Origin of the sequence: Aureispira sp. CCB-QB1 (assembly GCF_000724545.1) — a bacterium.
Classification (GTDB): Bacteria; Bacteroidota; Bacteroidia; order Chitinophagales; family Saprospiraceae; genus Aureispira.
This window is the reverse complement of sequence record NZ_JHBV01000019.1, coordinates 85433-109156: the sequence shown is the minus strand read 5'-3', so window position 1 is coordinate 109156 and position 23724 is coordinate 85433. Positions and strand designations below refer to the sequence as shown.

At 34.4% G+C, this 23724-nt stretch carries 17 protein-coding genes; 11 read left to right on the top strand and 6 right to left on the bottom strand.

Annotated features, from left to right (window positions below):
- Nucleotides 1-225 precede the first annotated feature (225 nt).
- From CG11_RS08850 to CG11_RS08835, 4 genes are all read left to right on the top strand, one after another.
- Complete coding sequence (locus CG11_RS08850) at nucleotides 226-621, top strand: hypothetical protein (protein WP_052595245.1); 396 nt, start codon at nucleotides 226-228, stop codon at nucleotides 619-621.
- 124 nt (nucleotides 622-745) lie between these two features.
- A complete protein-coding gene (locus CG11_RS08845) occupies nucleotides 746-1609 on the top strand; it encodes a hypothetical protein (protein WP_052595243.1) in 864 nt (287 codons plus the stop codon).
- A 33-nt stretch (nucleotides 1610-1642) separates the two neighbouring features.
- Nucleotides 1643-2692, top strand: a complete 1050-nt coding sequence (locus CG11_RS08840; RefSeq protein ID WP_052595241.1) for an OmpA family protein — start codon at nucleotides 1643-1645, stop codon at nucleotides 2690-2692.
- A gap of 193 nt (nucleotides 2693-2885) precedes the next feature.
- Nucleotides 2886-3377, top strand: coding sequence for a hypothetical protein (locus tag CG11_RS08835; protein WP_052595239.1), 492 nt, complete (start codon nucleotides 2886-2888; stop codon nucleotides 3375-3377).
- Nucleotides 3378-4157: 780 nt separating this feature from the next.
- Here CG11_RS08835 and trpS read toward each other — a convergent pair.
- Entirely contained in the window at nucleotides 4158-5171 is a 1014-nt protein-coding gene (gene trpS, locus CG11_RS08820) for a tryptophan--tRNA ligase (RefSeq protein ID WP_052595234.1), read from the bottom strand.
- 92 nt (nucleotides 5172-5263) lie between these two features.
- Here trpS and CG11_RS08815 point away from each other — a divergent pair, with 92 nt between their 5' ends.
- On the top strand, nucleotides 5264-5821 hold the full coding sequence (locus tag CG11_RS08815) for a leucine-rich repeat domain-containing protein (RefSeq protein WP_156039708.1): 558 nt from the start codon (nucleotides 5264-5266) through the stop codon (nucleotides 5819-5821).
- Nucleotides 5822-5824: 3 nt separating this feature from the next.
- On the opposite strand, the gene CG11_RS08810 is transcribed toward CG11_RS08815, so the two are convergent.
- The 3 genes from CG11_RS08810 to CG11_RS08800 all read right to left on the bottom strand — a co-directional run bounded on the left by CG11_RS08810 (nucleotide 5825) and on the right by CG11_RS08800 (nucleotide 10925).
- Nucleotides 5825-6403, bottom strand: coding sequence for a hypothetical protein (locus CG11_RS08810; protein WP_052595229.1), 579 nt, complete (start codon nucleotides 6401-6403; stop codon nucleotides 5825-5827).
- Nucleotides 6404-6631: 228 nt separating this feature from the next.
- Nucleotides 6632-9247: an AAA family ATPase gene (locus CG11_RS08805; RefSeq protein WP_052595227.1), complete on the bottom strand. Its 2616-nt coding sequence runs from the start codon at nucleotides 9245-9247 to the stop codon at nucleotides 6632-6634.
- Nucleotides 9248-9692: 445 nt separating this feature from the next.
- Nucleotides 9693-10925 (bottom strand): alkaline phosphatase, encoded by a 1233-nt coding sequence (locus CG11_RS08800; RefSeq protein ID WP_052595225.1) that lies wholly within the window; start codon nucleotides 10923-10925, stop codon nucleotides 9693-9695.
- 590 nt (nucleotides 10926-11515) lie between these two features.
- Here CG11_RS08800 and CG11_RS08795 point away from each other — a divergent pair.
- From CG11_RS08795 to CG11_RS08785, 3 genes are all read left to right on the top strand, one after another.
- Nucleotides 11516-11914, top strand: a complete 399-nt coding sequence (locus tag CG11_RS08795) for a hypothetical protein (RefSeq protein WP_052595222.1) — start codon at nucleotides 11516-11518, stop codon at nucleotides 11912-11914.
- A gap of 419 nt (nucleotides 11915-12333) precedes the next feature.
- Nucleotides 12334-13455, top strand: coding sequence for a DUF4856 domain-containing protein (locus tag CG11_RS08790; protein WP_052595220.1), 1122 nt, complete (start codon nucleotides 12334-12336; stop codon nucleotides 13453-13455).
- A gap of 87 nt (nucleotides 13456-13542) precedes the next feature.
- Nucleotides 13543-14673 carry an imelysin family protein gene (locus tag CG11_RS08785; RefSeq protein WP_052595218.1) on the top strand — a complete coding sequence of 377 codons (1131 nt, stop codon included), beginning with the start codon at nucleotides 13543-13545 and terminating at the stop codon, nucleotides 14671-14673.
- A gap of 449 nt (nucleotides 14674-15122) precedes the next feature.
- Here CG11_RS08785 and CG11_RS08780 read toward each other — a convergent pair whose 3' ends face one another.
- Both CG11_RS08780 and hutH read right to left on the bottom strand, forming a co-directional pair.
- Nucleotides 15123-16520: a cytochrome P450 gene (locus CG11_RS08780; protein ID WP_063833063.1), complete on the bottom strand. Its 1398-nt coding sequence runs from the start codon at nucleotides 16518-16520 to the stop codon at nucleotides 15123-15125.
- A 454-nt stretch (nucleotides 16521-16974) separates the two neighbouring features.
- Nucleotides 16975-18465, bottom strand: coding sequence for a histidine ammonia-lyase (gene hutH / locus CG11_RS08775; RefSeq protein WP_052595215.1), 1491 nt, complete (start codon nucleotides 18463-18465; stop codon nucleotides 16975-16977).
- A 545-nt stretch (nucleotides 18466-19010) separates the two neighbouring features.
- Between hutH and CG11_RS08770 the strand changes: the two genes are divergently transcribed.
- From CG11_RS08770 to CG11_RS08760, 3 genes are all read left to right on the top strand, one after another.
- On the top strand, nucleotides 19011-21359 hold the full coding sequence (locus tag CG11_RS08770) for a T9SS type A sorting domain-containing protein (protein ID WP_052595214.1): 2349 nt from the start codon (nucleotides 19011-19013) through the stop codon (nucleotides 21357-21359).
- A gap of 356 nt (nucleotides 21360-21715) precedes the next feature.
- Nucleotides 21716-22834 carry an AAA family ATPase gene (locus CG11_RS08765; protein WP_052595212.1) on the top strand — a complete coding sequence of 373 codons (1119 nt, stop codon included), beginning with the start codon at nucleotides 21716-21718 and terminating at the stop codon, nucleotides 22832-22834.
- 166 nt (nucleotides 22835-23000) lie between these two features.
- Nucleotides 23001-23690 carry a hypothetical protein gene (locus tag CG11_RS08760; RefSeq protein WP_052595210.1) on the top strand — a complete coding sequence of 230 codons (690 nt, stop codon included), beginning with the start codon at nucleotides 23001-23003 and terminating at the stop codon, nucleotides 23688-23690.
- Nucleotides 23691-23724: the final 34 nt, after the last annotated feature.

The window sequence follows — 23724 nt, the reverse complement described above, 5'->3', positions numbered from 1 at the left end:
TTCTTCTAGATTTCTCTAGTTTCTTACCTAATTATCCTGTCGTTTCAAATATCTTTTTCTGTTTCTTTCGAAACTTTTTTATCCGCTCTTTCGTTAAGCGGTTGCAAATGTCCGACTTTATTTTTAAACCACCAAATTTTTCTTAAACTTTTTTAAAAAATATTTTTTAGTAGCTATTTTTTGTCGTTTCGTTTTTGCTATACTTCTCTTTTGAAGCGGTTGCAAATGTCTGACTTTATTTTTGAATCTGCAAATATTTTTGGAACTTTTTCTAAAAATATTTGTTGTTCTTTGTCTGACCCTTTATTTACTTTTAAACACCTCTCTTTCGAAGCGGTTGCAAAGGTACGACGTTTTTCCCTTTCTCCAAAATTTTTACCTTTTTTCTACAACCTTTTTTCATTCTTTTTCTTGCTCAAAAACACAATCCATTCATTTACAGCAAAGTCTATTTTTCGGATTTGGCATAAAATTTTAATTAGAATTGATGAAAGCATTACAATGAGCATTTTTTCACGAAAAGTATTATTTCATCCCTATGTAATTTTATTTATGATAAGCATTATTAAGGAATCGTTCAGAAAAAATTATATAAACCACGAAGTAGCAGCAGAGCTCTAAACAACCTTCTTTTTTTAGCCATATTTTTTCTGTCCACTTCCTTAAAAGCAAAAATTGCTTAGAAAATTAAAATTATAAAGCAAGCTGATTACCCTAAACGAATAATTGTATAAAAGTAGAAAAGATGAAAAAGAACATTCTGTACATACTCACAATCATTTTATCCTACTCTTATCATATTTATGCCACGCATAATACAAATCATGCAGACAGTATTGAGTTGTCCATTCAATTCTATAGTGATTATCCAAAACCATTTAATGCAAAAATTTTAAATGAAGAAAAGCAGATTATTTTAAATCTTCCTTTTAAACCTTCAATTCAACATTATTTTATAGAAAAAGGAAACTACATATTACAAATTGAACATCCTACAAAAAACCTTATAATAGATAAAGCAGTAGAATTAGATAGTTCCATGGTTGCAATAGAAATTAATATTTCATGTATTCAGTCAGCATCGGATAGTTCTAGCAGTATTTATGTCTACAAGCATTATGAAAATGATTTGAATTTAGTATTAAGCCCACATTGGAGTTCTAAAAAGAAGAAATCTACTTTTCAATCATCTATTATCCCTGATTTTGTATTGACCAATACTCACGATTCTGTTGTATATGGTATACGGTATCACTTTTCTCTTTCTAATTCCTCTACCCTTCTAGCAATACCTAAATTAGATACAATAACGTATCCTTTTATTATGGTAAAAAACAAGACCAATTGGGATGTGTTGGATTGTACTCCACCAGATTTTTTAATGAATTTAAAAAAAGGTGAAAAAGGTAAAATGCGAACAAGTCGTTACTCTATTTGTACAAATGAGGATTTTGACAAAAATAATTTATATAAACTCGTCGTTCCTTATGGAATTAATAATGCCATAAGAGAAAAGATAGACACGAACTTTTTTTATACCGAACAAAAGATATATAAAGTATCAGAACAATTTATCTTTGCCACGCCAAAAATAAAACTTAAATCTTAGTACCAATATCAATCACCATATAGTATATATAGTATGAAAATTATCCATTTCTTTATTCTAGTTTTTATTCATAGCGCTTTAATTGCTCAAAATCTCGTTGTTAACCCATCTTTTGAAGAAGGAGCTGTTTGTGATGGTAGTACAGAACGTATTGATACGGTTAATGGATGGTCTACTGTTGCAGGAAATCCTGGTTATATTAATACTAACTGTTTTTTATCAAAAGAATCCAAGGCTTTTGTTCAGGGAATGCGCCTGCCCCCTGCTAGTGAGGGACAAGTTTTATCCATTCAAAAGTTTGATATAAAAACAGAATGTCAACAAAGCTCGTTGTCTCAACCTTTAGAAGCAGGAAAACAGTATGTTGTTCAAATGCGAGTTCGTTTGCCTATACAGTTTTGCCAGCAACCTATTAATGAGGTGGGAGTTGTTTTGAGCAAAACGCCATTAGATAAACAGACAGAAAGAGGTGTTCTTGATTTACCTGCTCTAAGCTTACAAAATAACACTCAAACTCCTATTACTAAACAGTATGAGTGGGAAGAAATTTCAACTATATATACTGCTGAAGGTGGCGAACAGTTTATCGCTATTGGCAATTTTAGCTCCAATAATAAGGGCGTGTTTGAAAATCGAACCAAAAAAGAGTGTACTTATTTATTTATTGATGTCGTATCTGTCTCTGAATTTAAAGAACAAACCTTGGTTCCCTATACTCCTAATATGGTATTGAAAAAAGATCAACGCTTGTTGTTAAAGGAAATAGAATTTGAAACTGGGTCTGATGTGCTCAAAAAATCATCTTTTACAATCCTAAAAACATTAGCCAAAACACTTAAAGAGAACCCTAATATAAAAATAGAGATTATTAGTTATACACACAATAGTTTAGACCCTACCGAGAGTCTCACTTTTACAAAAGCCAGAGCCAAAGCAATTGCCAAATGGTTGGAGAATCAAGAAGTTTTGGGGAGCCAACTAAAACCAATTGGACGTGGAAGTGCCAATGCGATTGCCTTAAATAACTCCAAAAATGAACGTCAAAAAAATGAGCGAATTGAAATTCGTTTTATAGAGCTCTAAAATTCGTTTGTAAGAAGTATTATATATACAGTATTTAAAAATCCTCGCTATAATCAAAGTGAGGATTTTTTATTCAAAGTAATTAATCTCTCAAGAAAAATTATTTAGCATTAATCCTATAGAAAATATTTCTCAAGCATTTATAAACCGAAAAATCAAAGCCCTCAGCAATAATAAAAACTACAATTTCACAATGAAGGAAAAGGTTACATTAAAACAAATGGTTGAAGATTTACTAAACATAGCAGAAGAAATGTGTTGGAATAAAATTTCAAAAAATACAACCTTCGCTATTACTTTAGACAATGAAAAAGAATGGAAACCTTGGAAAGAAAAAATCAAAGCAAAAAGAAAACTCTTAAAGGAGATAACGGAAATCCCTTTCAACAATGCAGTAGCCTTTCTCAAAAAAAAGAAATTAGATATTTATCTTATTGAATTATATATTTTAAAAGCCCTCAAAAACAAAACGATTATTGAAATAAGAATAAGGTATAAAAATCAGCTTGACAAAACATATATTAACAACATCTCTACAGAATTGCCTTTAAAACATTGTAAAATTGCTATTCCTCCTTATATTAAAAATAAAAGCCAAAAATTTGACATTAACTGGGAATTTGGAAGCCTTGAGTACAAAATTCAAATGTTCTTATGGAAAAGGCGCAAAAATAAAAGACAATAGTATATGACTAAAATTCCAGTATTTATAAACTCATTGATTTAGCCTCATTACAACAATTACTATTTTTAATAAAATATGTGTTTAATAGATGATGATTATATAAAAACTATCTTGGAGTCGGATATCTATACTCTTCCCCTAAAAGAACACAAAAGAGAGACTATAAAGAAAATCATATTACTAGTGATTAATCTAATTAGCTATGTTATCGCAACAATTATTAGTTGTATCTTTTTGAAAGAAAAACCATTTTATATCGAAATTGGAAAACCAATTTTTATAACTCTTATTCTAGGAATGATGTTTTACATCATCATCTTAGCAATAAAAGGATTCTTTCTTTTTTAAAAAGATTATCAAGCAGAATCTTATCACATAGAAAAAGATAACTTACTACAGTATTGAACTCCCTAAAGATAATATAGCGGTCATCTCTCAGCTTTTTTTATTAGAAAAACTAAGCGAACTAAAAATAGGTGGGTTTAGAGAGGAGTTACTATCTTTTAGAAGAAGAATGCGAAACCCTAGTAAAAAAACACCTCCACTAAAAGAATCTACAAAGTCTGAATTAGCTGTTACATATTCAATTGCTGATTCATTATATGCAAAATTTGAATCCAGTCAACTCCCTAAAGAAGTTTATGAAATTAAAAGTTGTGGAACAAAACAAATTATTACAATAATACCAACAAAATAGGCTTTGTTCTAAACAAAAAAATCTGTGAAGTTTCATTGGAGACCTCACAGATTTCAAATAATAAAATTTTTCTAAAAAGTAGTTTAGAATTTTACGTTGCTCAACCCTGCCAATTCTTTTACCTCTCGTATTGTTTCTTGCGCACGCTTACGAATTTCGGCAGAAGAAGCTTTTATTTGACCTTTGATCTCTTTTTTTCTAGTCAAAAGGTCAGCTTTGCGAGCTTTAAACGTTGTACTCAATTCTACCAATCCATCGGCTACCTCCCCTTTTAGGTCGGAATATTTCAAATTACCATTGTGGTAATCCTCCATCAAACTAGTATGCGCCTCTATTTTACCTGCTGCTTTTAATAAGCTAAATAAGTTTTCAACCCCAGCACTCATTTCTCCTTCTGGTGTATCTCCAGTATCCGTCACAGCCGACTTGATTTGCTTACGAATCTTAGCTTCCTCTGCAAAAACCGAGATATAGTGTTTTTCACCTGCGCTTTTACTCATTTTACGTTTAGGATCATGCGTAGACATCACCTTAGGTATTTCAGTATACTTTGTTTGAGGCAAAACAAAATATTCTTTGCCCACCAATCTATTAAAACGATCTGCAATTTCTCTAGTTAGCTCCAAGTGTTGATCTTGATCCTTTCCGACAGGTACATAATCGGCTTTGTAAATTAGGATATCTGCTGCTTGTAAAACAGGATAGCCAAACAAACCTGCAGAAATAAAATCATCTCCTGCTTTTTCTTTAGACTGCACACTTTTATCTTTAAATTGCGTCATACGTCCCAATCGACCATACGAACAAAAGCAATTAAAAATCCATCCCAATTCGGTATGTTCAGGCACCAAAGACTGAATAAATAAATTATTAGGTTCTACTCCTACGGCGATCAAATTAAACAAAAGTTCCCAAGTATTTTCGCGCAATTTTTTTGGGTTATATGGCATGGTCATCGCGTGGTAATCAACAACACCATACACACAATCGTATTCTTCCTGCAAACGCACCCAATTTTGTACAGCTCCAAAGTAATTGCCAAAATGCATATTGCCCGTAGGCTGGATAGCTGATAAAATTCGTTTCCTGGTACTCATTGTTTTTAATTTTTTGTAAGTTTAATTTGTGGCTGCAAAACACACCCAACTTTATATTTTAGTTTAATTCCACAAGTATACTAAAAGTTCCAATGATGCTCGAAAAAATCAGCAAATTATTAAAAACAGGTCAACCAAATAATATAGAATTGGCCTATGAGTTACGTTCAAGTGCTCAAATTAGCCTTTGGCCTTTGGAACGAGGGATTAAGGATTTGTTGTACTTAGCCCACACCCAACCTGCTATTGCTTGTGATGATTTATACTTGGGACAGTTGTGCCACCTTTTGCACGAAGTAGTCGCTTTGTCTATCCGAAACCCGCAGCTGCAACAAATACCTGAGCAGCTCGCTTTTATGCCCAACCTACGTATCTTAGAAATCTATCAAGCTCCCATCCAACAACTTCCTGATAGCTTAAAAGAGTTGCAACAGTTGAAGAGCTTGAGTATTCGGGATACTGCTATTACAGAAATTTCAGTGAGTGTGTTAGCGTTAAAAAATCTCCAAACACTAACCCTTGATGCCAATCCAAAACTCCAAAATTTGCCCAATTTTTTGGATGAGTTACCAAACTTTAAATCATTGCGTATTTCTCACGACTTAGCCCCTATTGTTCCGAAAGGGGACTTTGAAATTGTATTTTTGTAAAAATTAGCGAAAATTCTCTATGTGCTTTATTATTTCTTTTCCTAACTCAAAGGTAAATAAAGCTTCTTTTTTTGCAATGCCAAACTTACCTTCATACCCCATACTAATGTAATAATAGCCTTGTTCTACCCAAGTTTGCACCAAGGGGTTAAACCCTTTTTCAGAATAAGCAACATCAATCATTTTGCATGATGTCAAATAATCTTTAAACCGTTTTTCCTTGCATTGTACAATATATTTCTCATTACTTTTTTTATAAAAAAGTCGATAGAAAAGATGCTTGCGTTGAATGGTAAATATGGTGTTGAATTTTGAAGCATCTATCTTGCACCTTAAAAGAATATTATGTTTATCACACCGATCAAATCCCTCATCTCCAAACAGTAAAATTTGTTTTGCACTAGCCTTTGTCATATAATTTTGACGATACTCATAATTTAAATTCAGATTCCAATCTCCTAACTTAACATCTATATCTTTAACCAAGACAGGAAAATAAGTACCATAGCTATTCCACTTAGATTCCGTTGTCTTTATACGACCTTGGTGTTCTAGTGCTAATTCATCCAAAAAATTTAACATTGGCTTATTCTTTCTTATATCAATTCAATTCCTAGCTATGAATTTGTTCAAAAAAAACGCAATTTCAAACAACTTCTATATTGTAGAACTGCACCGTTAACTATCAATGTTTATATAAATACATTTTTGAAGCAAAAAATTCCTAGCAATACTATAATTCCTTATAAAAAAAGCCTCTAACAATTGTTAGAAGCTTTACAAAAAATGTCTTTCTATTACTGAATAGAGCTATCTAAATCCAATTCCTTTTTTCGGCTTATCATCGGTCTGATCCAACAATTTAAAGTCTTTAAAGTCCTCTATTGTTACCGTACGCATCATAGTTGACGTTCTTTCTTCGGCAGACAAACTTGCCAACCGCAAATTCTGGCGACGGACAATCTCTTTGACTACTTTTCGAATAGATCGAGCATTACCAAAATACTTATGTTTGTGTTCCAACATCCCTGCAATATACTTCTTCAAATGTTCCTTGGCCTCTACATCTAGATACAAGTTTTCCTTATCAAACATCACATGAGCAATTTCCATCAACTCTTCTGTTGTATAATCTGGAAAATTTAAAGTACGGTCAAAACGAGACATCAATCCAGGATTAATTTCCAAAAACTGACGCATTTCTTCAGGATATCCCGCAGCAATAACAATAAAATCCCCACGTTGGTCTTCCATTCTCTTCAACAAAGTTTCTACAGCTTCCTTTCCAAAATCGCCCTGTCCACCTTGTGTCAAAGAATAAGCTTCATCAATAAAAAGTCCACCCCCTATCGCTTGGTCAATCATTAAAGAAGTTTTGATGGCTGTTTGTCCAGTATAACCTGCCACCAATTCCTTTCGGTCACATTCTACCAAGTGACCTCTTTCTAAAATCCCCAATGCTTTGTAAATCTTCACTAAGATTCGAGCAACCGTTGTTTTTCCTGTTCCTGGATTTCCTGTAAAAACGGTATGCATAGAAAAAGCCTTTTTCACATCACGACCAATTTCCGTATAATAGCGAACCAATTTAGCCATTTCATCCACATCTCGTTTTACCTCCTCCAAACCAATCATTTCATGTAGCTCTTTTAATGCCTCATTCAGTGCAGCATCATCTACTGGAATGTGTACATCTTTGCTATTGGTAATTCCAAATGCTTTTTCAATATCATCCAAAATGATCGTTGACAAATCTTCATTTTTCAATGAATCAAAATTTTCCACTTTCATTAAGCGCAAGGCCATATTTTGCTTGCACTCCTCGATAATTCCATTGACAAAACGAGCATTGCCAAAATGCTGATCCCTACCACGGTAGGCCTCTACTATTTTTTTGTGGAGTAGTACTTTTGCTTCTTCATTGATAGTAACATCACGTTTTTCAGCAGCATAGGCAGCAATTTCCATCAATTCATCTGGTACATAATCTGAGAAGTGAATATGGCTAGAAATTCGAGAACTCATACCAGGATTGGAACTAATAAATCCTTGCATCTCTTTAGGATAACCTGCGAATACAATCGCAATATCTCCTTTTCCATCTGACATTTCTTTCAGCAATACTTCTATGACTTCTTTTCCAAAATCTTTGCCATCATCTCCTCTATCAGAAAGCGCATAAGCCTCATCAATAAACAAAATACCTCCCCTTGCTTTATCAATTGCTTTTTGCACTTTAGGTGCTGTTTGACCAATATACTCTCCTACCAGATCAACTCGTCCAACCTCGTGTACGTGACCTTTCGACAACAAATCTAAGCTGTAGTAAATCTTGCCCAGCATTTTGGCAACCGTTGTCTTTCCCGTACCTGGATTCCCAAGAAAAGCCGTGTGTAGATTAAATGTTTTGTCTTCTTTAAAACCTTTTTCTTCTCTAATTTTCAAAAACTTAAGATACGTTGAGAACTCATCGATCTGTTTTTTTACCGCCTCTAGTCCAATCAAAGCATTCAATTCGGCAGTAGCTTCTTCAAAAGTAGGTTTTTCCGATCCCCCATTATTACTTGTTGCGGTTCGTTCTACCTTATTTCCTATATTAAAAGGCATTTCACCTTTCATTTCTTCCTCTTCTTGAGCTACTGTAAAAGGAACAACAGCAATTAGTTCATTCATAAACTGCACTTCCAAGGTGTAGTCATCTTCAAACCAGTAATTGCCTTTGTTAGATCCATACCCTGTATCAAAAGTAACTGTTGTGCGATTGTCTCCAACTTCTTTAAAATATTCCATGTAGGCTTTGTGTTGCCCAATATCATTGTAGAAATTAAATTTAAAGTTTAGAGGCAAAGGTCTTGTTTTGCTCAAAATATCAATCGTAACTTCAGCGTTGACATAACGAGTAGTTGACTTATTAAAGCTCTTCAAGTATTTTCTATCCTTAATCGGTGTTCCCTCTAACGCACTTTCAAAAAGGCGAATATTTTTAATGGCAATATAAGGGTTAGCATCTGCTGTAACAGGTCCCTCATCATTAATATAAAAATACGCTGTTCCCAAGTACTGATCATCCAAATAAGCATCCCACTTGTACTTTCCTTTCTTCCACCATCCTGGATTCGCTGTTCCCCAGCCCTCTTGAATTTTTACAATGTTTTGATCTTTTTTTACTTCAAGATCTTTTTTCATATCACAAATCTGTGTACCGGTATTTACATCGGTACAAACCAATCTAGATTTGCATTTCCAATCTCGCTCATCAAATAATTTGTTATAAAAAGAAAGCTCTCCATAAATATAACGACACTCAGACGCATCAAAAACACGTCGATAGGTCTTTAAATTCTTATAAAAATTCTCTACAGAGCCAAAAACCTTTAAGTGATTAAATTTATAGTTGCCTCCAATGGCATTTTGGTCATCTTTCATAATTTACTTATTGGTAATAATTGATGCGATGTAATCTGTGTTTATGTATTGAATTTGTTTCGTTTTTTGCAAACCTAATATATTCCATCGTTTTGTTTAGTACTTGCCTCACTACACTTCTCTACATAGACACTATATTATGATAGTGCCGCCAAACAAATAAATAGTAATATAATTAAGGTGTTACAAGCCACGATCCTAGCAGTTGTAATTATATTCAGGATGGAATTAGGACATTAATATGGTATCAAAACAGCATCGATAATACTCCTGTATAGAATTGCCGCAAAACGTTATCAAGTAATACAACAAAAGTATCCTATCCAATGTTCTAGAACATTCAAACCAATATTTAGGTAGCGTAATTTAGTCTTTTTTAGGATAAAATAATTCTTTTTCTCTTTTTTTTTTGCAGCTTTTTGTGTCTAATTTAGATGGCTGATTTTTATTGTATTTCAGATAAAAATATGTCTTGCTGCCAAAATAGCTCCCCCGTACGACCAAGTAACTCCAATCGGCATCGACGATTCTCTCCTTGACCGAACAAATGCACCTTTCCAAAGTTTAGATCCAAGACCAATGTTTCAGGCAATCTCAAAGGATTATTTTTAGTGTAGGCAGGATTAACCAACGACGTCAAAGGAGAACTCGTCATTTCATACAAAGGATATGTTCCTTCTCGTTCCAACTTTACCAATTCCCCATAATGCCGATCACCACTCAAAAAAATAACCCCTTTGATATCTTTTTCCTTTAAAAAATTCATCAAATCGGCTTTAGAATTAGCAAAATCTCCCAAATCTTCTCCTAATGGATTGTCAGACAAAATCTGTGTTCCTGATACAATAAATTTGAAATTAGCTGTAGAAGCTTCAAGTTTTTCTTTTAACCATTTGGTCTGCCCCTCTCCTAACATACTGCTGTCACTAGCATAAAACCGAGCATCTAGCATAAAAAAGTCGGCATCAGCATGACTAAAATGACAAAATACTCCCAAAGTACTATCTGTCCCATAATAAGGATTTGCCCAATAGTCTTTAAATATTTCTAACGATTGGTATTTCCCAGAGTAATCACCATGCTCATTATTCCCCGCAAAATCATGATCATCCCATGTAGCATATTGTGGACAGCTTTCTAAAAATTTTCTCAACTTAGGCTTAAAACGCATCTTCAAGTTTTTCTTGTGCATTCGTTTCTTTTGCTTCCACTCCCCTAGCAGATAATAAACATTGTCTCCCATCCACAGCATAAAATCTTTATCATGCTTAAACATAGCATCAAAGATCACCTCTTTGTCTTTGCCTCCCCAGAATGCAAAAGGATAAGGAAACGCACAGGAACCAATTAAAAAGCTAATATCTGCTTTGGCTGGTTGAGGTTTTTTGATATTCAAAATACCACTGACCAAAATATACCTATCTTTTATCATAGAACTGCGCTCTATTTTTCGCACCCGTTCCTCTGTAAATTGTTCAAAATATTCATACAAATCGACATTAAACTGAGTGACCCAATCCACCAAAGGATCATCCTGTGTGTTGGGTTTAACTAACATCCAAAAATGGCGTGTTGTATCCGTATAATGTCCATAAATTGGGCCTATCTCTACATCAAAGTTCTGAGCAGAACCTTGAAAATTCATTCCTAATAATATTAATAATAATAATCTCTTCATTCGTTCGTTTAATAGAATAACTTTTCCGTCCAATTGATAGCAACCTTTTCAGATGACAAAACAAGGCTTAATTGATGTTATAGCTATTGGTACTTAGTTTTCTTATATTTAAATGTTTCTTCAACTAGTTTTAATAGGTTGTAGACTATGGTCATTCATAAAGTAATTGGCACATAATAATTACTTTGATTAATATCTTTTTTGAGTCAAAATTTGCTTTGAACAAAACATTTTTGGTTTTTAAATATTGATGATAGTAGGTACTATGTCATAAGGTTTCAACAAGCAACTAAACAGTAGGTACTTTTTTAACAAAAGCAAGCTCAGTATATATTAAAAAATCCTTGCAAAAATAATTAACTTTGCGGTATATTTAGTTATGGTACTTGGTCGATTTTTTGCTTTAATCAAAGAATCAGCTACTCAACATTTGCAAAGTAGCACACGACAAGCAGCTAATCGATAGCTAATTAGACTGGGATCAATAGTCCAAAGATGCTGTTCCTAGGTGTAGCAATCTACTATTAAATATGTATTGAATAATTAGACGACTATTTTCTAAAAATAAAATCAATCACGATACAACAATCATGCAAACATTAGTCTCTTTTTCAGAAAATGATTTGGAACGCCTGTTTCTAACCTATAAACGTAACTTTAAAAATTATAGTAAAATAAAAGATAAAGTTATTGGCAAAGATGCAGCGCTGATTTACAAACGCAACCGAAAGTCTAGCATCTTCTTTTTTATTGCGCTAACATTCATCATTGTTGTTAGTTCAGCTTTTTCATTGATTGCCGATCATATGAATAGCTTTGTTGCTCTGTGGATGATTTGGGGGATTGCTGCTGTTATCTTCTCGTTTTGGTTTATTGCATATTATAGAAACAGTTTTAAAATTTTGCAGCAGAATCAAGCATTTTTTGATAAATTCGAAGCTGTTGCTAGTAATAACGATTCTTTGGATGCCTTCCGTATGAATTGGTAATAAATTATTTTATAGCACCAAGTTCATTGCTTATAAAATATAAATTTATAGTCATCCTATTAGCTCGACATTTTCTAACAGAAAATCGAATAAAATTGTTGGCTTGTCCCCAAGCATCTATAAGTAAAAGCTCTATCAAAATTCAAAAAGCTAAAAACAAAAATTTGTTTTTAGCTTTTTTCTTATTTATAAGCCACTGTTAATCCATCTACTCACTTAAAACCTTCTTTACTAGCTAAAAATCAGGCAAGAAATAAATTATTTTTTAACTATCTTTATTTGGATTTAGTTTAAATAAGATTTATTTTGCGGCGCAATTAAAAATCAAGCTAAAATTTCTATACTTTCTGAGCAACTTAATCATTCAAAACAAGAACTGCTCAAAAAGAGGTGTAGAATTAAAAACAAAAAAATATACAATGAAATTTTCATCAAGTACTCTTTTTGCAGCTGGTGCTGCCCTAGCAATAAGCTTTTCTTCTTGTAAAACCGACGAGAATATTTCTTATACTGTTCCTGAAACTTACAATTTTGATAATGTAAGTTATAGTGGTCAAACCAATCGTCTGGACATGATGGCTGAAATTACTACCTACATCAAAACAGCACACGTTGCTAATGCTCCAGCACTAGATGCTGCCAAGCTAAAAGATATGTATGGTGATAATACTGGTAATCACTTCTCAACAACAGACTTGAACAGTTCTACCAAACAATTAAAAAGCAAAACAATTGCTACAGAACAAGCCAATTTTGAAGCATATATGGATGCTGTTGCTGTTGCCAGCCAATCTACAGGTGCAACTGCAGCATCTGGTCAAGCGGGTATCGCTGCTAATAATGCTGGTTCTAAGTTCTATTTGTTAAATGAAAACGGTATTGAGTTAGCACAAGTAATTGAGAAAGGCTTGATGGGAGCTTGCTTTTATTATCAAGCAACATCTGTGTACTTAGGAGCAGGCAAAATGGAAGTAGATAATAACACTGTAACGGATGGTAAAGGAACTGCTATGGAACATCACTGGGATGAAGCTTTTGGCTACTTTGGGGTCAACAAAAACTTCCCTACAACTACTTCTGATGCTGTTTTTTGGGGAAAATACTGCAACAAACACGAAGCTGTTTATCCTTTAAATGAAAAAATGATGAATGCTTTCTTGAAAGGTCGTGCAGCTATTTCTGCTAAAGACATGGATACCCGCGACGAGCAGATTGCTGTTTTGCGTAAAAACTGGGAATTGGTTGTTGCTGCTACTGCTATCTACTACTTAAACAGTGTAAAAGATGATTTATCAACAGATGCTGCGGCAGCTTATCACGGTCTATCAGAAGTATTTGGCTTTATTAGTTCTTTAAAATATGGTACAGGTGCTAGTGGCATTACAGAAGCTCAAGTAAATACGATTTTAACAGATTTATTTGGTAGTGCAGATGCTCTTCAAGCTAATAACTACAATGTAACTTCAGCTAAAATAGAAGCAGCTAAAACTGCATTAGTTGGTATTTTTACCGATTTATCTGCTGTAAAAGATTCTTTGTAAGATTTTTTTCTTAATTTATAAAAATTGAGGATTGAAGCTCGAATAGCTTCAATCCTCAATTATTTGTTTATATTCATTCTATTTGTTATGAAAAAGACCATTCTTGGGGCAATTACTGTCTTTGTTTTTTTATGTACCTTTTCCGCTTGTAAAACAGATTCTAACAATGCTTGTGCAACAGAATTTGATCAATTGAGTTTGTTATCCAATATTGGCAACAATATTATTCTGCCCAATTATCAAAAACTAGCCAAAGAAGCCGATGATTTGGATGCCGCAGCTAGTAATTTTGCAACAACTCCAACAGTGACCAATTTAACAACACTAAGAAACATACTTCAAGCAACTTGGACAACTTGGCAAACTGCTTCTATCTTTGAATTTGGTCCAGCAGAAACAGAAGAATTGCGTCTCTATATGAATAATTTTCCTGTCTTTGTTACTCGACTAAATGACGCAATTAGCTCTGGAAGTTATGACTTAACAACAGAAACATACTCTTACACTAGAGGCTTTCCTGCCTTAGATTACTTGTTGTATGGAGCTGCTAGTTCTGATAATGATTTGATCAATTTATATAGTACGGCTCCCGATGCAACGAATAGAAAACAATATTTAAAAGATGTTACTGCCTTAATCAAACAAAAAGCTACTGCTGTTTATGATGCTTGGAAAACAGATGGGGCAAACTACCTAAACACTTTTACTTCAACAGAAGGTGTCGCTAATGGCAAGCCGATTAGTAACCTTGTCAACCAATTGAATCAAGCTTATGAATTATTCAAAAATAATAAATTGGGGACTCCTATTAGTGCTAAAACAGGCTATGTGCCACTCCTACCTGAAAATGTAGAAGCCTATTACAGCCGCCAGTCTATTGCTTTAGCATTGGCAGCCATCAAAGCCAACAAAGCAGTTTTTCAAGGATTTTCGAATGGCACCAACGGCGTAGGATTAGATGACTATTTAACGGCGACCAACGCTAGCAAAGGCAGCGAACCGTTGCATACAGTTATCGAAAACCAATACAATGCTACTATTAATGCTTTAGAAAATTTGCAGCCTAATACACTGCACGATGCCATCAACAATAACCTGAATGATGTAAAGGCAGCTTATGCCGCTGCTCAAAACCAAGTGGTTAATCTAAAAACAGATATGCCGTCAGCCCTTTGCATTAGCATTACTTATATTGATAATGTAGATGATGGGGATTAATCATTACTTTTCTTCATATTGGTTCCTAGACTCTCTTTAGATCAAAACAAGGAATTATGCTCCACTAAATAAAAAGTCATTTCCAACGATTGATTTGTTGGAAATGACTTTTTTAAATCTTGTAGCAAGTATTTTGTCTGTTTTCAAAAACATTAAGTAGCGTACAGAAAAGTATAGCTAAAAAATAAGCTTATTTTTAGTACTAATCAATGAACGCAGTGGCCACGTAGTAGCAGCCTAGTTAACTGCGGGTGCTTGGTACAACGTACCAAAGACACAGCAAAAAAGTGCGGTTTCACCTCCACTGCTACTGTGTGATAGCAAACGAAAGCAAAATTTTTTGATGAAGAGTAACGCAAAAAAGTTACTTTCATATTATTCTTTCTGAACGATTACTTATAATCAAGTACGTTTGACCATTGCCATTAGGCTATCGGACAATCACTCAATTACATACTGTATTCAACATTCTTCTTAGGTGCTGTACTTAGTGTTCTTTTTTGGATGCGCACCTTGATACCATTACTTGGGCACAATGTCAATAAAGGCTTAAAGTCTACTTTCTGATCAGGCGACAAAACGAACTTATAGCGTCTAATTAACATAGCTAAAATAAATTGCATTTCCATTTGTGCAAAGTTTTTCCCGATACAAAGTCTTGGTCCTCCACCAAAAGGTAAATAAGAAAAAGGAACATGATTTTTCTTATTTTCAGGAGAAAAACGATTGGGATCAAACTGATTCGGATTTTCCCAGTATTTTTCATTTCTATGCAACCCAAAAATAAAACCTGCAATATCCTCTCCTTTTTTGATTGGAATTCCATCGCACTCATCATCTTCTAGAGGTTCTCTGTCAATAATCCAAACAACAGGATACAAACGCATGGTTTCCTCTAATACTTGCAATGGGTAACCCAAATTTCTCAATTGCTCAAAAGAAGGATCTTTGTCTCCCAAAGCCTCGTTAACAGAATCCAATACTTTTTGTTCGATTTCTGGATGATTTCCCAAAAGATACCAAGCCCAAGTCATTGTTACAGCAGATGTTTCATGACCTGCTACCAATAGGACAATCGACTCATCCAACAGTTGCTTATTGGTCATTTTAGAACCATCCTCATACTCTGTTTCTAATAACATGTCCAACAAGTCGTCTACCTTTTCTCCAGAACGTTTTCTTTCTTCGATAAAAGAAATAATAATTTTATCTCGAATCTTCTTCAAACGTTCATTTTCTGCATGATCGCCATTGATGTGATACCAAGGTTTTAGGTAAGGTTTTCGTGTTTGGTTCATCACGTATTGTTGACTACTAGAAATCATTTCTCCAATAATCTCTAATTTATCGTCCTCAAATGCTTTTCCAAACAAGCTTTTGGTAATTACTCTAAAGGCTAGTTTTGTCATTTCGTCTGCCAAATCAATTTCTTGATCTGTCTCTGCATACTTATCCAAAACGGTATCCATATAATCGTTAATCTGTTCTACCATAATCTTAGAGATGCGTTCTAAACGTTCTCTATGGAATCCTGGTTGAATACTCCTACGCTGCTTTAACCAATACTGCCCATCTGAGGTAAACAATCCCTCTCCAATCTCTTTTTTTACTGTTTTTCGAATAACAGAAGTCTTGATATAGTTTTTGTTATTCTTTTGTAAAAAATGCCTAATTAGTTCTGGACGGTCTGTTAGAACTAACTTGTAAGGTATTCGCACCTGCACAAGACCATCATTTTTGTCCAACGTTTCTTTAAAAAAAGAAACCAAGTTCTCATTAATATGAGAATAATTTAAAAGCATTTTGGTCAAACCAACCTTCGGAATTTCATTTTTAATTTTATCCATTTGATAATTTAATTGTAAGTGATAGCTCACTATATCCCATAAAGAATTAACATCAACAACCATAGTTTGATTAAGATGTGCTTTCTTTTTGAGGAAAAAACGAATGACACGATCCGTTAATTATCTTATTTTTTGCAAAAAATTTTTAGTGAACATCAAAGCCCCCTTCTCTTTGTATTGCCCTACAAGTATACTCCAAACAATAATGCGTAGCAATAAAACAAAGGCAAGAAAAAGCTTGATCTTCACTAAAGATTTGCTTAAAAACAACACTTATTTAACGGATAGTGTATTAAGATTAGTGAACTACTTAAGTTCATTTATAGATTAATAACCTAGTAAATATAAGAAATAAAACCATAAATTGCCACCTAATTTATAAACTACTTCTATATTTAACACTTACAAAATTGATTATACACGTATATCAAAGTTTTATACTTAGAAATAAAAATTATAAATATTTATTCGCATCTATTTTTTGAACAAAACTCAATGCTTTTGCCATATCCTCGCTAAACACATGATCGCTTTCCATTACAGGTACAATCGCTCTAAACTGCTCTACAATCTCTTCTATAATTGGAGAAGATTTTTCTGTTCTAAAAGACAAGGCTTGTATTCCTGACAATAGCTCGATGGCTAGCAAACGTTCTACATTTTGCACCACTTTGTACAGCTTTGTTCCTGCATTGGCCGCCATACTCACATGGTCTTCTTGACCATTGCAAGAAACAATAGAATCGACACTAGCAGGCATACACAACTGTTTGTTTTGGCTAGCTATGCTTGCAGCCGTATATTGCGTGATCATTAAACCAGAATGCAAACCTGATTTGGGGGTTAAAAAAGCAGGTAATCCTCGTTGTCCACCAATCAATTGATACAAACGACGCTCTGAAATGCTTCCCAATTCGGATAGAGCAATTGCCAGAAAGTCTAAGACTAGAGCAATAGGTTGGGCATGGAAATTACCTCCAGATAAAATAGCATCGCTATCAGGAAAAATATTAGGATTGTCTGTAACACTATTTATTTCTCGTTCAATTACTTTTTGGGCATGAGCTATCGTATCTTTACTTGCTCCATGAACTTGCGGAACACATCTAAAAGCATAAGGGTCTTGTACCGTTTCTTTAGGACTTGCCGCTAGAACAGAACCTTCTAACAATTTTCGAATATTTGCTGCGGTTTGCAACTGCCCTTCATGAGCTCTAACTTGATGTAAACGTTCATCAAATGGAGAAGTTACGCAAGCAAAAGCATCCATTGAGATTGCTGCAATCAAATCGGCTAGTTTCGATAAACGCTGTGCTTTTAAAAGTGCCCAAACTCCATAGCCTGTTGAAAATTGCGTTCCATTTAATAATGCTAATCCCTCTTTTGCTTGTAGCTGAATCGGTTGCCAAGACTGTTCTTTTAAAACACTCTCGCTTGATTTTCGAACACCATTATGAAAAACCTCTCCTTCTCCTATCAAGGGCAAACTCAAATGCGCTAATGGTGCTAAATCACCAGATGCTCCTAAGGAACCTAATTGATACAATACGGGCCACATAGTTTCATTATACATCTCGACTAAACGCTCTACCAATGGCAAACTAACTGCCGAGTGTCCAAGTGATAAGCTTTTAATTTTTAATAATAAGATAATTTGAATAACTTCTTCTGGCACCAAGTCGCCAATACCACAAGCATGAGATCGCACTAAATTCGATTGTAGTGTTTCTAGTTCTTTCTCTTCGATTTTTATATTACAAAGAGAACCAAATCCTGTATTAATACCATAATAGGATTGTTCTGTAGCGTTTATCTTTTGATGCAAGAAATCATAACAAGTTTGAATGGCCGTTTGGCTTTCTTCCGACAAACTTAGTTTTTCCTTATTCGCAAGTAATTTTCCTAAGTCTTCAATGCTCAACCATTTTTTTGATATTTGATGCATTTTTAGTAGTTTTGAGTAGTGAGTTAATACAACAGCAGCCCCCTAGCCCTCGCACTAAATTCGGATCTATCAAACTGGCACTCATACCAGTTACAAATTAGAACGATTAGCCAACAGACTACTAAATACAATATGTGGAGAGTTTCATTTTCTTACATCCATACAATCAAGATTATTATCTTAACAAGAGTCTTTTATGGTTTCTTAGTAGCACTAGTATCTCTTATCGATAACAATGCTGCGAAGGTACGCAAAAGAACAATTTTTGCAAGAACCTTATAAAAAAAACTTACTATATCATTATACACAGAAATATTATATTTATATTAATTAGTGATTTACAGTTTTTTGCATCTATTAACAAAAAAATGTAAATAACACCTATAAAAAGCATAACAATCACTCACTATGACAAATAATAAAATCACAACTTTTTAATTATCGACTGCACAGCACTTACAGTTAAGAAGTAGCAGTGCAGCTAACTATTTGATGAATAAATACCCTCCAATATTATATTTATTCATCTACAAAACCAATAAATTATGAGGTATCTATCTTTTTTAGTTTTACTTTGCTTGGGGATACAAATCCAAGCACAACAAATGGTTGGGAACGGAATTACTTGTGCTCCTGCCGATATTGATACAAGTTCTGTATGTGTCAACATGCTCCAAATTTGTGGCAATGCTACCTTTCCTTTATCTACTAATGGTGCATTGGCGCCTCAAGGAAACAACTACAACTGTTTAGCGACTCAACCCAACCCAACTTGGTTTTTTATGCAAGTACAAAACAGTGGTTCTATTTTATTAGAACTTTCCAACTCTGCTAATGTTGACATAGATTTTATTCTATGGGGTCCTTTTAATAACATAAGTGATGCCACCAATGCTTGTGGCAATTTGGGTAACAATAGCAATATTCTAGGAAATGTAGTAGACACTTGCTCTTATAGCGCTGTAGGCTTAGAATTCATCTCTATTTCTAATGCTACCGCAGGCTCTATTTATGTTCTGATGATAACGAACTTCTCCAATCAACCTACCAATGGCTCCTTAACACAGTTGTCAGGTACTGGTTCTTTGGTTTGTAGTCTCACAGCTGGTGATGGTTTTATTTCTGGTACAGTTTACGATGATTTAGACAACAACTGTGTGCAAGACAGCCTCGAAAATGGATTAGCAGGTCGATTGGTTCGTTTGCATCCAAGTAATTTAATTACCACCACCAACGCCTTGGGAGAATATGCCTTTTGTGGTCTTCCTGTAGACAGCTATACCGTAGAAATTTTAATGGATACATTTTACTGGAACAGTTGCCCTAATACAGGGCTCCGAACAGCTCAAATCATTGCCACCAATGATACCATAACTCAGCAAGATTTTGGAATGTCCATCAACAATGCCTGTTATGACTTATATACAGATGTTGTAAGTACCAATCTGCGACCATGTTTTTCGACCAATGTGATCTCGGCTTATTATAGGAACAACCATGAGTCCAATATGACTGCCGATAGTGTAGAGGTTACCATCACGCTTGATACCGCTTTATTTCCCATTACATCCAATATTCCTTGGACGAGTGCTGTTGGAAATCAATACACCTTTTATGTAGGAAACCTATCTCCTGGACAGTACGGTACGATCAATATGACTTGTAGTCTGAGCTGTGCAACGCCCGTAGGAGCAACCCTTTGTATCCAATCCGAAATTTCGCCCATCGATTCTTGTTCTATTTTCCGCAACCAAGATTCTATTGTTGTTACTCCTCCATGTGCAAATGTTTGGGACCGCTCAAGTTTGATGGTTACAGGAAACTGTATCAACGATAGCTTAGCTTGTTTTACAATTTATAATACAGGACAATATGGTACAGGAGATATGCTTTGCTATCGTCCAGTTCGAGTGTATATTGATTCAGCGATTTATTTATTGGATAGCGTAATGCTAACAGGAGGCGACAGTTTGGAATATTGCTTTCCTGCCAATGGACATACGTTACGCTTGGAGGTTGATCAACATCCTATACATCCTGGCAATAGTCATCCCAATGCAGTAGTTGAGCTTTGTGGGGACTCAGCAGCAATTGCCGCCAATTGGACACCTGGACTTGTCAATCAATTTCCACATGATGACGCCAACTCTAATATTGATATTGATTGTATCCAAACTTCCGCTAGTTTTGATCCCAATGATAAGCGTGGCTTCCCGCTTGGACGTACAGAAGCTCATTTAATCGGTTCCAATACAGATTTAGAATACATTATTCGCTTCCAAAATACAGGAAACGACACCGCATTTACAGTAATCATTCAAGATATTTTACCTCCTGAGCTTGATATTCTATCCATTGAGCACGGAGCGTCTAGTCACGCTTACACCTTCCAGATTAATCAAAGTAATACTTTAGAGTGGCATTTTCACAATATTTTGCTCCCCGATAGCACTACCAATCTAGAGGGATCAAAAGGCTTTGTGTCTTTCAAAGTCAAACAACAACCTAATTTACCAGATGGCACCTTTATTCACAACAAAGCATCTATTTACTTTGATTTTAATCCTCCTATTATAACGAATTTAAGTGAGCATTTAATTGACAATTCAATTATGTGGGTAATTACCTCTACTGACCCTATTGAGGAAGAAACCGTTGCTAATTGGAAAGTGGATGTATTTCCGAATCCAGTACAACAGATAGTTTATTTGAAATCAGAGTTACGCATCGAAAGGATTAACTTAATGAGCTTAGAAGGGCGTCTAATTCAGCAAACGCAACCTAAGCAAATGCAAACCAGTTTGAACCTCTCTACTTTCCCTCAAGGAATTTACTTTTTAGAAATTCATACATCAAAGGGGATTGTCACCAAGCGAATTATGAAACTCAAATAAGCCACCGTTCTACTCATCAGTTTTATTAGTTCTTGCCTACTTACAGTTAAGCATTTGCCTTCATATGATCACTTTCATCCAAATCAAAATGAGGCAAATGCTTAACTGTTTTTAGATATGTTTACTTCCTTGTAAGTTTTTTCTATAAATTTCAAACACCTTATCTTTTTAAGTGAATATAACTTCCCTATAACAACATAGCATTTGAGAATAAGGAATATTTATTTATTTTAGCAGTCCTTTTTATTTGTGGTCATAAAATAAGACGAAAGGAACATTATTCTTACTTTTGCAGTTAACAAAAAGGAATTCCAATAAACACTATAATTAAACGAACAAATACGCAACGCAACACAATGGCGAATCAAAACAATAAACCTAAACACAATTACTTATATTATGGTACTAAAACTTCTGCAAGTGAAGTTCGACGTTTGCTAGAGCACTCTATTAAAATGAATGAAATTGCAGAGGAGAAGGGAAAGAAAAAATCTCCAATTTGTATTTGGGGGAAACACGGTATTGGAAAAACGCAATTGGTAGAGACTATTGCCCAAGAAAAAGGCTACAAATTTGCTTATATTGCTCCTGCTCAATTTGAGGAGATGGGAGACTTGGTTGGTATGCCTCGAATTGCGGAGGGTGTCACCTCTTTTGTTGCTCCTGACTGGGTTCCAACAGAAGAAGGTCCAGGAATTTTATTGATTGATGATGCCAACCGTGCCGATGATCGTATTTTACGTGGAATCATGCAATTGCTTCAAAACTATGAATTAATTAGTTGGAAACTACCTAAAAACTGGCAAATTATCTTAACAGCCAATCCAGACGGTGGGGACTACTCCGTTACGCCAATGGATGACGCTATGTTGACTCGTATGATGCATGTAACCATGGATTTTGATGTCAAAGAATGGGCAAAATGGGCGGAAGAAAATGATGTTGATCAACGTGGAATCAACTTTGTTTTGACCTACCCTGAAATGGTTACAGGAGAACGGACAACCCCTCGTACATTGGTGCAATTTTTTCAATCTATTGCCAGCATTGAGGACTTAACCAAAGAGCTAGGTCTGTTGCAAATGCTCGCCGATTCCTGTCTAGATTCTAATACGGTTGCTTCTTTTATGGCTTTTGTTAATAATAATTTGAGCAAATTGGTGACTCCTGAGCAAATTGTCAATAGCAGCAATTTCAAAAAAGATGTCTTAGAACATCTAAAGGGAATTGTTATGAAAGGTACTTTAAGAGTAGATATTTTAGCCACATTGTGTACTCGTTTGGTCAATTACTTGGTTATTAATAACATCAAACCCAATAAAGAACAATTGGTAAATATAAAAGAATTCATCAAAATCGACTTCATTCCTAACGATATCCGCCTCTCGATGGCGCAAGATTTGGTGAGTGCGCAACACTTAAAACCAATTATGGCTGATCCTGAAATTGGAAAATTATTGCTAAAACGTATGTAGTTTTGCTGCGTTTTGCAACTTGTTTATAAGAAATTGGAGCCGTACAACTGTTGTTGTGTGGCTCTTTTTGTTTAGTTATTGTAATACTGTTTTCTAAAAATGACTTTGATTGGTCAACTATTATATATATATATTGGTACATTCAATTCAATAAACCTTTGATACAATGACTTACAAAAGAGAACTTGTAGAGTTACAATCCTCCATCCATACCTTAATCAAAACAGGAACAAAAACTAAAGAGTTAGCAGATTTACAAGAATTATTACCTTTATTAAAAAAAGCCATTGAAACAGAAGATAAAGCTTTAGAAATAGAAACTAATGCACAAATCAATAGTGGTTATCAGACTCCATTAACAACAGAAGCAGTTATTGGTCCCAAGTATAAAGATATAAAGGAAATACAACAATTCTTGTATGAAGACAACATTCGAGATACCAACCCAATTCTAATTTTAAGTTTTAATAAGTTGATTGGTTTAACCATTGATTACTTACAAAACTTAGAAGGTATGTTAAAAGTAATTTCTACAAATTCTCATGACGTTGATCGAATTAGTGATAATATAAAGCAAGCTATTCTTGACTTATTTACTGGTAATGACGCCAACTCTTATGAATTAAACGAACACATACGAACAGTCCTCGGTAAAGTTATTGGTGACATATTTAGAGACGAAGGTTCTGTTTCTTTAACTAGCTTTTGTGATAAATTGGCATTTGAAATAAAAGATAAACTCATTAAAATATTTCAGACTACTACTAAAAAACAATTAAAAAAGATTTTGGTAAAAAGTTCAGGAAACATAAGAAGAGTCCTTACCCTTCTATTAGCAAAATTCTTACTGCTATAGATTTATATGATATTCCTCATGATGTTCAAGGAGA

Excerpts from the sequence above, each read along its gene's own strand:
- CG11_RS08850 (WP_052595245.1), top strand. The coding sequence starts at position 226 with ATGTCTGACTTTATTTTTGAATCTGCAAATATTTTTGGAACTTTTTCT.
- CG11_RS08845 (WP_052595243.1), top strand. The coding sequence starts at position 746 with ATGAAAAAGAACATTCTGTACATACTCACAATCATTTTATCCTACTCT.
- CG11_RS08840 (WP_052595241.1), top strand. The coding sequence starts at position 1,643 with ATGAAAATTATCCATTTCTTTATTCTAGTTTTTATTCATAGCGCTTTA.
- CG11_RS08835 (WP_052595239.1), top strand. The coding sequence starts at position 2,886 with ATGAAGGAAAAGGTTACATTAAAACAAATGGTTGAAGATTTACTAAAC.
- trpS (WP_052595234.1), bottom strand. The coding sequence starts at position 5,171 with ATGAGTACCAGGAAACGAATTTTATCAGCTATCCAGCCTACGGGCAAT.
- CG11_RS08815 (WP_156039708.1), top strand. The coding sequence starts at position 5,264 with ATGATGCTCGAAAAAATCAGCAAATTATTAAAAACAGGTCAACCAAAT.
- CG11_RS08810 (WP_052595229.1), bottom strand. The coding sequence starts at position 6,403 with ATGTTAAATTTTTTGGATGAATTAGCACTAGAACACCAAGGTCGTATA.
- CG11_RS08805 (WP_052595227.1), bottom strand. The coding sequence starts at position 9,247 with ATGAAAGATGACCAAAATGCCATTGGAGGCAACTATAAATTTAATCAC.
- CG11_RS08800 (WP_052595225.1), bottom strand. The coding sequence starts at position 10,925 with ATGAAGAGATTATTATTATTAATATTATTAGGAATGAATTTTCAAGGT.
- CG11_RS08795 (WP_052595222.1), top strand. The coding sequence starts at position 11,516 with ATGCAAACATTAGTCTCTTTTTCAGAAAATGATTTGGAACGCCTGTTT.
- CG11_RS08790 (WP_052595220.1), top strand. The coding sequence starts at position 12,334 with ATGAAATTTTCATCAAGTACTCTTTTTGCAGCTGGTGCTGCCCTAGCA.
- CG11_RS08785 (WP_052595218.1), top strand. The coding sequence starts at position 13,543 with ATGAAAAAGACCATTCTTGGGGCAATTACTGTCTTTGTTTTTTTATGT.
- CG11_RS08780 (WP_063833063.1), bottom strand. The coding sequence starts at position 16,520 with ATGGATAAAATTAAAAATGAAATTCCGAAGGTTGGTTTGACCAAAATG.
- hutH (WP_052595215.1), bottom strand. The coding sequence starts at position 18,465 with ATGCATCAAATATCAAAAAAATGGTTGAGCATTGAAGACTTAGGAAAA.
- CG11_RS08770 (WP_052595214.1), top strand. The coding sequence starts at position 19,011 with ATGAGGTATCTATCTTTTTTAGTTTTACTTTGCTTGGGGATACAAATC.
- CG11_RS08765 (WP_052595212.1), top strand. The coding sequence starts at position 21,716 with ATGGCGAATCAAAACAATAAACCTAAACACAATTACTTATATTATGGT.
- CG11_RS08760 (WP_052595210.1), top strand. The coding sequence starts at position 23,001 with ATGACTTACAAAAGAGAACTTGTAGAGTTACAATCCTCCATCCATACC.